Source organism: Cellulomonas sp. P4_B5_2 (genome assembly GCF_056402235.1).
The window spans coordinates 1-9,608 of record NZ_JBFUHU010000129.1; the positions used below are offsets into that span (position 1 = coordinate 1).

Sequence of the window (9,608 nt, forward strand, 5' to 3'; positions counted from 1 at the left end):
CGCCTCGGTGGCCTCCTCGGCGAGCTGGTGGGCCCCCCGGTGCACGGCCGCGTTGCGCTGGGTGTAGAAGTCCTGCTCGGCGTCGAGGACGACCTCGGGCTTCTGCGAGGTGGCCCCCGAGTCGAGGTACACCAGCGGCCGCCCGCCGCGCAGGGTGCGTGCGAGCAGCGGGAAGTCCGCGCGCACGGCAGCCAGCTCGGACGCGTCGAGCGTCCGCGCCGCGCTGTCGAGGGTGYTGGTCACCGTGGGCCTCAGAGAACCGTGGCGCTCGACAGGAAGCGGTCGTAGCCCTCGTTCTCGAGGCGGTCGGCCAGCTCGGGCCCACCCTCCTCGGCGACCTTGCCGTCCACGAACACGTGCACGAAGTCCGGCGTGATGTAGCGCAGGATCCGCGTGTAGTGCGTGATCAGCAGGACTCCGACGTCCGGGTTCTCCTTGACGCGGTTCACGCCCTCGGACACGACGCGCAGCGCGTCGACGTCGAGGCCCGAGTCGGTCTCGTCGAGGATCGCGAACTTCGGCTTGAGGAGCTCCATCTGCAGGATCTCGTGGCGCTTCTTCTCGCCGCCCGAGAAGCCCTCGTTGACGGACCGCTCGGCGAACGCCGGGTCCATGCGCAGGTCGTCCATGGCCTTGCGGACGTCCTTGACCCAGGTGCGCAGCGGCGGCGCCTGGCCGTCGATCGCGGTCTTGGCGGTGCGCAGGAAGTTGGACACGCTGACCCCGGGGACCTCGACCGGGTACTGCATGGCCAGGAACAGGCCGGCGCGGGCGCGGGCGTCGACGGACAGCGCGAGGACGTCCTCGCCGTCCAGCGTCACGGTGCCGCTGGTGACGTGGTACTTCGGGTGGCCGGCCAGCGAGTAGGCCAGCGTCGACTTGCCGGAGCCGTTCGGGCCCATGATGGCGTGGGTCTCGCCGCTCGCGACGGTCAGGTCGACACCGCGCAGGATCTGCTTGGCGCCCTCCTTCGTCTCGACGCTGACGTGCAGGTCGCGGATCTCCAGGGTGGACATGCTGTTCCTTCCGGGCTTCTTCAGAGCGGGGCGTCGACGTCGACCAGCACGCGCTGGCCGTCGACGGTCACGGGGTAGACGGGGACGGGCTGGACGGCGGGCGGGCCGGTGGGCTTGCCGGTGCGCAGGTCGAAGCGGGAGCCGTGGAGCCAGCACTCGATCGTGCAGCCCTCCACCTCCCCGTCCGACAGCGAGACGGCGCCGTGCGAGCAGATGTCGCTGATGGCGTGGAGCTCGCCGGCGGAGTCACGCACCAGCGCGACCTCGACCGTGCCGTGCTCAGCCTCGAGCTCCACGCGGAGGGTGCCCTCGACGGGCACGTCCTCGTCGTAGCAGGCCAGCTGGGCGCTCATGCACGCTCCGTCGTGAGGGACACCTCGGAACCCTCGACGTGGCCGCCCTCGGACAGGGCGTCGAGCACGCTCATCGACTTCTCGAGCTCGCGCTCGATCGCCTCGATGAGACGCTCCTCGATCGACGGGACCCCGATCTCGTGGATGAGCTCGGCGAAGAAGCCGCGCACCACGAGCCGACGCGCATCGGTCTCCGGGATGCCGCGGGCCCGCAGGTAGAAGAGCTGCTCGTCGTCGAACCGGCCGGTCGCGCTCGCGTGGCCGGCACCCTCGATGAGACCGGTCTCGATCTCGAGGTTGGGCACCGAGTCGGCGCGCGCACCGTCGGACAGGACCAGGTTGCGGTTGAGCTCGTACGTGTCGGTGCCCTCGGCCGCCGCGCGGATGAGCACGTCACCGACCCACACCGTGTGCGCGCCCTCGCCCTGCAGCGCGCCCTTGTACGTGACGCGCGAGATGCAGTTGGGCACCGCGTGGTCGACGAAGAGGCGCTGCTCCTGGTGCTGGCCGGCGTCGGCGAAGTAGAGGCCGACCATCTTCACGTTCGCGCCCTCGCCGACGAACTCGGCGTCGGGGGTGATCCGCACGACGTCGCCGCCGAGCGTCACCGCGATGTGCTTGACGGTGGCGTCGCGGCCGATGCGCAGGCGGTGGGAGGAGGCGTGGATCGAACCCTCGGCCCAGTCGTGAACCGTGACGACGGTCAGGTGCGCGCCCTCGTCGGCGACGATCTCGACGGTCTCCGTCAGCGCCGCGTGGCCGACGTGGTCGATGACGACGACGGCCTGCGACAGCGGCTCGGCGTGCACCAGGAGGTGCGTCGCGCTCGGCTCGAGCGACGCCTCGTGCGTGCCGGCACCCTCGACGCCCTCGATGCGGATCGAGGTCACCTCCGAGGCGACGGCCTCGCGCGGGATCGTGACGATCGTGGCGCGCGGGAACGACGCCCACGCGACGGCCGCCGTGCGGTCGCCGGGCTCACCGGCCTTGCCGAGGCGGGCGTCGTCGCGCTCCACGATCTCGACCTGCACCTCGGGCGCCTCGACGACCGTGGTGAGCACGCCGTGGCCGCTCAGCACACCGTCCGTGTCGGCGGCGAACAGCGGGGCGAGCCGACCGACGGGGGCGAAGCGCCACTCCTCCTCGCGCCCGTTGGGCACCGGGAAGTCGGCCACGTCGAACGACGTCGGGCGAGACGCACGGGAGGCTTCGGGCAGCGGCCCGACCCCGTGCGAGTGGCTCCCGTCGGCAGTGGCCTTGGAGTGGTCCGTCGACAGGGAGTCTGTTGCGGTCGTCATCAGCCGACGGCCCCTTCCATCTGCAGCTCGATGAGGCGGTTCAGCTCGAGGGCGTACTCCATGGGCAGCTCACGGGCGATGGGCTCGACGAACCCGCGCACGATCATGGCCATGGCCTCGGTCTCGGGCATGCCTCGGGACATCAGGTAGAACAGCTGGTCCTCGCTCACGCGCGACACGGTCGCCTCGTGGCCCATCGACACGTCGTCCTCACGGACGTCCACGTAGGGGTACGTGTCCGAGCGGGAGATCTGGTCGACCAGCAGGGCGTCGCAGAGCACGTTCGAGGCCGAGTGGTGGGCGCCCTCGAGCACCTGGACCAGTCCGCGGTAGGACGTGCGGCCACCGCCGCGCGCGACCGACTTGGAGACGATCGAGCTGGAGGTGTGCGGCGCGGCGTGCACCATCTTGGCGCCGGCGTCCTGGTGCTGGCCGGCACCGGCGAACGCGATGGACAGCGTCTCGCCGCGCGCGTGCTCGCCCAGCAGGTAGATGGCCGGGTACTTCATGGTCACCTTGGAGCCGATGTTGCCATCGACCCACTCCATGGTGGCGCCCTCGGCGGCGGTCGCCCGCTTGGTCACGAGGTTGTACACGTTGTTCGACCAGTTCTGGATGGTCGTGTACCGGACGCGCGCGTTCTTCTTGACGATGATCTCGACGACCGCGGAGTGCAGCGAGTCGCTCGAGTACACCGGCGCGGTGCAGCCCTCGACGTAGTGCACGTACGAGCCCTCGTCCGCGATGATCAGCGTCCGCTCGAACTGGCCCATGTTCTCGGTGTTGATCCGGAAGTAGGCCTGCAGCGGGATGTCGACGTGCACGCCCGGCGGCACGTAGAYGAASGAGCCGCCCGACCAGACGGCGGTGTTGAGCGAGGCGAACTTGTTGTCCCCGGGCGGGATGACCGAGCCGAAGTACTGCTCGAAGATCTCCGGGTGCTCGCGCAGCGCGGTGTCGGTGTCGAGGAAGATGACGCCCTGCTCCTCGAGCGACTCCTGGATCTGGTGGTAGACGACCTCGGACTCGTACTGCGCGGCGACGCCGGCGACGAGGCGCTGCTTCTCGGCCTCCGGGATGCCCAGGCGGTCGTAGGTGTTCTTGATGTCGTCCGGCAGGTCCTCCCAGCTGGTGGCCTGCTTCTCCGTGGAGCGCACGAAGTACTTGATGTTGTCGAAGTCGATGCCCGACAGGTCCGAGCCCCACCAGGGCATGGGCTTCTTGTCGAACAGGCGCAGCGACTTCAGGCGCGTCTTGAGCATCCACTCGGGCTCGTTCTTGAGCGCAGAGATCTCCCGGACCTTGGCCTCGGACAGGCCGCGGGTCGCGGTCGCGCCGGCCGTGTCGGCGTCGTGCCAGCCGTAGTTGTAGTTCCCGATGGAGGCGATGGCCTCGTCCTGGGTCATCTGCGGCGCGTTGGCCGCAGTGCTGTCGGTCTGTGCACTCATGCTTGATGTCCTTCCACGGAGAGCACGGGGTGGGCAGAGGCGTTCGTGTGGGTGGCGTTCGAGATCGGGATGTTCGTGGTGCAGACGTGGCCACCGCCGGCCAGCGTCGAGAGGCGCTGCACGTGCACGCCGAGCAGGCGGGAGAACGCCCGCGCCTCGGCCTCGCAGAGCTGGGGGAACTCGTGGGCGACGTCCTGCACGGGGCAGTGGCCCTGGCACAGCTGCATGGCGGCTCCACCGGGGGCGGGCCGCGCCGTCGCCGCGTAGCCGTCGGCGGCCAGACCGTCGGCGAGCGCACGCACGCGCGCCGCGACGTCCGGTCCGGCGGCGGCGACGGCCCCGGCGTGCCGCTCCTCGAGCTCGCGCACCCGCTGCTCCGCGAAGCCCTGGACGGCCTGGGTCCCGGCGGTCTCGGCGAGGAAGCGCAGCGCCTGGCTGRCCAGCTCGGAGTACCGGTGCGACAGCGCGGCCTGGCCGCGGTTGGTCACCACGTAGCGGCGTGCGGGACGGCCGCGACCCTTCGGGCCGTTGGCGGCGTCGTGCACGGCGATCTGGTCGGTGGACTCGAGCACGCCCAGGTGGCGACGGATTCCGGCCGGAGCGAGGTCCAGCTGCGCGGCGAGCTCGGCGGCCGACACCGGGCCGGCGGCCGCGATGATCTGCAGCACGCGCTGGCGGGTGCCGGCGTCCGGGTCCGGGCCGGTCGCGTCGGGCAGGAGGTGGTCGACCGCGGGCAGCGTCGCGTTCATGCTCACCTCCGTCGGATCTCGTCGGGCACAGCAGCCGCGCACGGGACGTACGACAGGGGCTGCGATATTGGCAACATCCTTGTTGTCAATATCCATCCCCGCAAGCAAGGTGAGCCTTCGCTCGGGGTCGCGTCCCTCACATCAGGTGACGTCCGCGAGCGCCCTAGACTTCCCTCTCGTGCCCGACTCCCCCGCGCTCGAGATCTCCGGGCTCGTCAAGCGCTACGGCGGCCGTGCCGTCGTCGACGGGCTCGACCTCGTCGCCCACCGCGGTCAGGTGACCGCCGTCCTCGGGCCCAACGGTGCGGGCAAGACCACGACGATCGAGTGCTGCGAGGGCCTCCGGGAGCCCGACGGCGGCTCGGTACGCGTGCTGGGCCAGGATCCGCTCGCCCACGCTCGCGACCTGCGGCCCCGGGTGGGCGTCATGCTCCAGGACGGTGGGCTGCCGACCGGCGTGAAGGCGCACGAGATGCTCGCGCACGTCGCGCGGATGTACGCCGATCCGCGGGACCTGGGCGAGCTGTCGGAGCGGCTCGGGCTCGGAGCCTTCGCGGGCACCACGGTCCGACGACTCTCCGGGGGCCAGCGCCAGCGCCTCGCGCTCGCCGCCGCGATCGTCGGCCGGCCCGAGGTCGTCTTCCTCGACGAGCCCAGCGCCGGCATGGACCCGCAGACCCGGCACGCCGTCTGGGACCTCGTGCGCGAGCTGCGTGACGAGGGCGTCGCCGTGGTCCTCACCACGCACCTCATGGACGAGGCCGAGGACCTCGCCGACCACGTCGTCGTGGTCGACCACGGACGCGTGATCGCCGAGGGCTCGGTGTCCTCACTCGTCTCGTCCGCCGACGACCGCACCCTGCGGCTCGAGACCACGCCCGGGCTCGCCCTGCACGACGCGCTGGGCACGGGCTTCGACGTCACCGAGCCGCGCGACGGTTCCTACACGGTCACCGGTGCCGTCGACCCCGACGCGGTTGCGGCGGTGACGGCCTGGCTGGCCGCGCAGGGGGCGCTGGCCACCCGGTTGACCGTCGGACGGCGCACCCTCGAGGACGTGTTCCTCGATCTGACCGGACGGACGCTGCGATGAGCGCCGCGGCCCCCGCGTCCCAGCGCGTCCTGGCGCAGACCGCGTTCGAGGCGCGCGCCATCCTGCGCAACGGCGAGCAGCTGCTCGTCACGATCATCGTCCCGGTCCTGGTGCTCGTCGGTCTGTCGAGGGTCACCGCGATCGAGCTGGACACCGGCGGCGCCAGCCGGATCGACTTCCTCACGCCCGGCATMCTGGCCCTCGCGGTGATGACCTCGTCGTTCACCTCGCAGGCCATCGCGTCCTCGTTCGACCGCCGCAACGGGGTGCTCCGTCTGCTGTCCACCACACCCCTCGGTCGCGGCGGGCTGCTCGCGGGCAAGGTGCTGGGCGTCCTCGTGGTCGAGCTCGTGCAGGTCGTCGTGATCGGCGCGGTCGCCCTCCTGCTCGGCTGGCGCCCCGACCCCGCGGGCATCGCCCTGGCCGTCGTGGCGATCGTCCTGGGCACCGCTGCCTTCACCGCGCTCGCGCTGCTCGTCGCCGGGACGCTGCGCGCCGAGGCGGTCCTCGCCCTCGCCAACCTGCTGCTGCTCGTCCTCGCGGTCGCCGGCGGGGTCGTCATCCCCGCGAGCCAGCTGCCCGGCCCGATGGCCCACGTCGCCCTGCTGCTCCCCTCGGGCGCGCTCGGCGAGGCCATGCGCGAGACGCTGATGCACGGCGTCCTGCCCCCCTGGTCGGTCGTGGTCCTCGTCGGCTGGACCGCCGCCCTGGGCTGGGGCGCGAGCCGGCTGTTCCGCTGGCACTGAGCGCTGTGACGAGCCTCGCCCGCGGGCCGGTCCGGCGCGCGGTGGCCGGACCGTAGGCTGGTCGTCGTGAGCTCGTCCCCTGCCCTCGACACCCGCCCGTCGACCCTGGACCGGTTCCGCGACCGGTGGACCTGGACCGCCGTGGTCGCCAACCTCGTCGGGCAGATCGTCATCATCGTCACCGGCGGCGCGGTGCGGCTCACGGCCTCCGGCCTCGGGTGCTCCACGTGGCCCCAGTGCGAGCCCGGCCAGTTCACCCCTCAGCTGCACAGCGCGACGTCGTTCCACCCGTACGTCGAGTTCGGCAACCGGACCGTGAGCGTGCTGCTCGTGGCCGTCGCCGCTGTCGTGGCCGTGCTGGTGGTCCTCGACCGGCGCCGCCCGTGGTCCTTCCGACGACTCGGCCTGGTCCCCGTGGTCGGCGTGCTGATCCAGGCGGTCATCGGCGGGATCACCGTGCTGGTGGACCTGCACCCCGCGATCGTCGGCAGCCACCTGCTCATCTCGATGGCCCTCGTCGCGTTCTCGGCGTGGCTGGTCGTCCGCACCCGCGAGGGCGACGGCCCGGCGGTCCCGCTGGTGGACCGCACGACGACGATCGTCGTCCGGGTGCTCGTCGCGCTCACCGCCGCGGTGCTCGTCCTGGGCGTGGTCGTCACCGGCGCCGGGCCGCACTCGGGCGACGACGAGGTCGGCTACCGGTTCGACGTCGACCCCTGGACCATGTCGAAGCTGCACGCGGCCTCGGTCTGGGCGTTCGTCGCCGTGCTCGTCGTCGTGCTGGTGCTCCTGCGCCGCCGCGGGGTCACCGGGCGCCCCTGGACCACCGGGCTGGTGCTCCTCGCCGTGACCCTCGGCCAAGGCGCCATCGGGTACGTCCAGCTGTTCACCGGCCTGCCGATCGCGCTGGTCAACCTGCACATGCTCGGCGCGGCGCTGCTCGCGACCGCGGTGACGTTCTTCGTCGGGAGCCTGCGCACGCGCGACGCCTGACCAGGTTCGTCCTGGTATCTGCTGTTGTCGTGTCGGTGGTCTCTCCTAGCCTCGAACCATGGCAGACGCGATCACCGCTCAGGGACTCGTCAAGCGCTACAAGACCGTCACGGCCCTCGACGGGGTCGACCTGGCGGTGCCCACCGGCTCCGTGCTGGGGCTCCTCGGCCCCAACGGGGCGGGAAAGACGACCATCGTCCGCATCCTCACCACGCTCCTGCAGCCCGACGCCGGGTCCGCGACCGTGGCCGGGGTGGACGTCCTGACCAAGCCGCGGGACGTCCGACGCCGCATCGGCCTGTCCGGCCAGTACGCCGCCGTCGACGAGTACCTCACCGGCTTCGAGAACCTCGACATGATCGGCCGGCTGTACCACCTGGGGGCCAAGCGCTCCCGGGCGCGGGCACGGGAGCTGCTCGCGTCGTTCCGGCTCGAGGACGCCGCGGACCGCCCGTCCAAGACCTACTCCGGGGGCATGCGGCGGCGCCTCGACCTGGCCGGCGCGCTCGTGGCGGACCCGCCGATCATCTTCCTCGACGAGCCGACCACCGGGCTGGACCCGCGCGGACGCACAGAGATGTGGGAGGTGATCCAGAACCTCGTCGCCGGCGGCACGACGTTGCTGCTCACCACGCAGTACCTCGAGGAGGCCGATCTCCTGGCCGACGACATCGTGGTCATCGACCACGGACGGATCATCGCGCAGGGCACGGCCGACCAGCTCAAGATGCAGGTCGGCGGCGAGCGGCTCGAGCTCACGGTCCGCGACCCGGTGACGCTGTTGAGAGCCCGCGACCTGCTCGAGCCCCTCGGGGTGGGCAAGGCGGCGTTGGACGAGGGCCGCCGCACCCTGCTGATGCCGATCAGCGGTGGAGCGCAGGTGCTCACCGAGGCGCTGCGCGTCCTCGACGACGCGCAGATCGGTATCGACGACGTCGGGCTGCGCCGGCCCACGCTGGACGACGTGTTCCTGTCGCTCACCGGGCACGCGAGCGAGGACGAGGACGCCGGCCCCGAGGAGTCACCGCCGCCACCGCCTGCCGCACCCACCGGACCGGGCCGTCACGCGGCCGCCGCCCACGAGTCCTCCACCGGAGGTGCCTGATGGCCGCGCCCACCGTGTTCTCGGACAGCTACGTCGTCGCCAAGCGCAACATCATCAAGATCAAGCGCGTCCCCGACCTGCTGGTCTTCACCACGCTCTCCCCGATCATGTTCGTCCTGCTCTTCGCCTACGTGTTCGGCGGTGCGATCGACGTGCCCGGCGGCGCCGACGCCGACGCCTACCGCGAGTTCCTCATGGCCGGGATCTTCGCCCAGACGGTCATCTTCGGCGCCACCATCACGGGCGCCGGTCTGGCGGAGGACATCAAGAAGGGGATCATCGACCGGTTCCGGTCGCTGCCCATGGCGCCGTCAGCCGTGCTGACCGGCCGCACCATCTCGGACGTGGCCAACAACATCCTGGTGCTCATCGTCATGTCGCTGACCGGCCTGCTGGTGGGCTGGGGCATCCACAGCTCTTTCGGCGAGGCGGCGCTCGGCTTCCTGCTGCTGCTGATCTTCTCGTACTCGATCTCGTGGATCATGGCGTGGCTGGGGATGCTCGTCCCGAGCGTCGAGGTGTTCAACAACGCGACGTTCATCGTGATCTTCCCGCTGACGTTCGTCGCCAACACGTTCGTGCCGCTCGAGACGCTGCCCGCACCGCTGCAGACGTTCGCCGAGTGGAACCCGGTGTCGGCCGTCACCCAGGCGTCCCGCGAGCTGTTCGGCAACATCCCGGAGGGGGTGCCGACGCCGGACGCCTGGCCCCTGCAGAACCCGGTCGTCTACACGCTGATCTGGTCGGCGATCTTCATCATCGTGTTCGTCCCGCTGGCCAACCTCCAGTACCGGCGCTCCACCAGCC

Annotated in this window: 11 protein-coding genes; 5 read left to right on the forward strand and 6 right to left on the reverse strand. The window is 71.2% G+C overall.

The features are described from left to right. From AC1DUQ_RS11005 to AC1DUQ_RS11030, 6 genes are all read right to left on the reverse strand, one after another. A partial coding sequence (locus tag AC1DUQ_RS11005; RefSeq protein WP_477073790.1) for an aminotransferase class V-fold PLP-dependent enzyme occupies positions 1 to 243 on the reverse strand: 243 nt, incomplete at its 3' end. A gap of 8 nt (positions 244 to 251) precedes the next feature. Then, positions 252 to 1,016 carry a Fe-S cluster assembly ATPase SufC gene (sufC, locus tag AC1DUQ_RS11010; protein WP_477062797.1) on the reverse strand — a complete coding sequence of 255 codons (765 nt, stop codon included), beginning with the start codon at positions 1,014 to 1,016 and terminating at the stop codon, positions 252 to 254. A 20-nt stretch (positions 1,017 to 1,036) separates the two neighbouring features. Then, positions 1,037 to 1,369 (reverse strand): non-heme iron oxygenase ferredoxin subunit, encoded by a 333-nt coding sequence (locus AC1DUQ_RS11015; protein WP_477062796.1) that lies wholly within the window; start codon positions 1,367 to 1,369, stop codon positions 1,037 to 1,039. After that, positions 1,366 to 2,667, reverse strand: coding sequence for a Fe-S cluster assembly protein SufD (gene sufD, locus AC1DUQ_RS11020; RefSeq protein ID WP_477062795.1), 1,302 nt, complete (start codon positions 2,665 to 2,667; stop codon positions 1,366 to 1,368). Before sufD ends, AC1DUQ_RS11015 begins: the two co-directional genes overlap by 4 nt. After that, a complete protein-coding gene (gene sufB, locus AC1DUQ_RS11025) occupies positions 2,667 to 4,115 on the reverse strand; it encodes a Fe-S cluster assembly protein SufB (RefSeq protein WP_477073791.1) in 1,449 nt (482 codons plus the stop codon). The genes sufD and sufB overlap by 1 nt, the downstream gene beginning before the upstream one ends. Further along, positions 4,112 to 4,864, reverse strand: a complete 753-nt coding sequence (locus tag AC1DUQ_RS11030) for a helix-turn-helix transcriptional regulator (protein ID WP_477073792.1) — start codon at positions 4,862 to 4,864, stop codon at positions 4,112 to 4,114. The genes sufB and AC1DUQ_RS11030 overlap by 4 nt, the downstream gene beginning before the upstream one ends. Positions 4,865 to 5,042: 178 nt before the next feature. Here AC1DUQ_RS11030 and AC1DUQ_RS11035 point away from each other — a divergent pair, with 178 nt between their 5' ends. The 5 genes from AC1DUQ_RS11035 to AC1DUQ_RS11055 form a co-directional block, all read left to right on the forward strand. After that, complete coding sequence (locus AC1DUQ_RS11035; protein ID WP_477062793.1) at positions 5,043 to 5,957, forward strand: ABC transporter ATP-binding protein; 915 nt, start codon at positions 5,043 to 5,045, stop codon at positions 5,955 to 5,957. Further along, on the forward strand, positions 5,954 to 6,703 hold the full coding sequence (locus AC1DUQ_RS11040) for an ABC transporter permease (RefSeq protein WP_477062792.1): 750 nt from the start codon (positions 5,954 to 5,956) through the stop codon (positions 6,701 to 6,703). Before AC1DUQ_RS11035 ends, AC1DUQ_RS11040 begins: the two co-directional genes overlap by 4 nt. A 66-nt stretch (positions 6,704 to 6,769) precedes the next feature. Next, on the forward strand, positions 6,770 to 7,696 hold the full coding sequence (locus AC1DUQ_RS11045; protein WP_477062791.1) for a COX15/CtaA family protein: 927 nt from the start codon (positions 6,770 to 6,772) through the stop codon (positions 7,694 to 7,696). A gap of 58 nt (positions 7,697 to 7,754) precedes the next feature. After that, complete coding sequence (locus AC1DUQ_RS11050; protein WP_477062790.1) at positions 7,755 to 8,801, forward strand: ATP-binding cassette domain-containing protein; 1,047 nt, start codon at positions 7,755 to 7,757, stop codon at positions 8,799 to 8,801. Next, positions 8,801 to 9,608: ABC transporter permease (locus AC1DUQ_RS11055; RefSeq protein ID WP_477073793.1), on the forward strand; the 808-nt coding region annotated here is incomplete at its 3' end. The genes AC1DUQ_RS11050 and AC1DUQ_RS11055, both read left to right, overlap by 1 nt.

Excerpts from the sequence above, each read along its gene's own strand:
- sufC (WP_477062797.1), bottom strand. The coding sequence starts at position 1,016 with ATGTCCACCCTGGAGATCCGCGACCTGCACGTCAGCGTCGAGACGAAG.
- sufD (WP_477062795.1), bottom strand. The coding sequence starts at position 2,667 with ATGACGACCGCAACAGACTCCCTGTCGACGGACCACTCCAAGGCCACT.
- AC1DUQ_RS11050 (WP_477062790.1), top strand. The coding sequence starts at position 7,755 with ATGGCAGACGCGATCACCGCTCAGGGACTCGTCAAGCGCTACAAGACC.
- AC1DUQ_RS11015 (WP_477062796.1), bottom strand. The coding sequence starts at position 1,369 with ATGAGCGCCCAGCTGGCCTGCTACGACGAGGACGTGCCCGTCGAGGGC.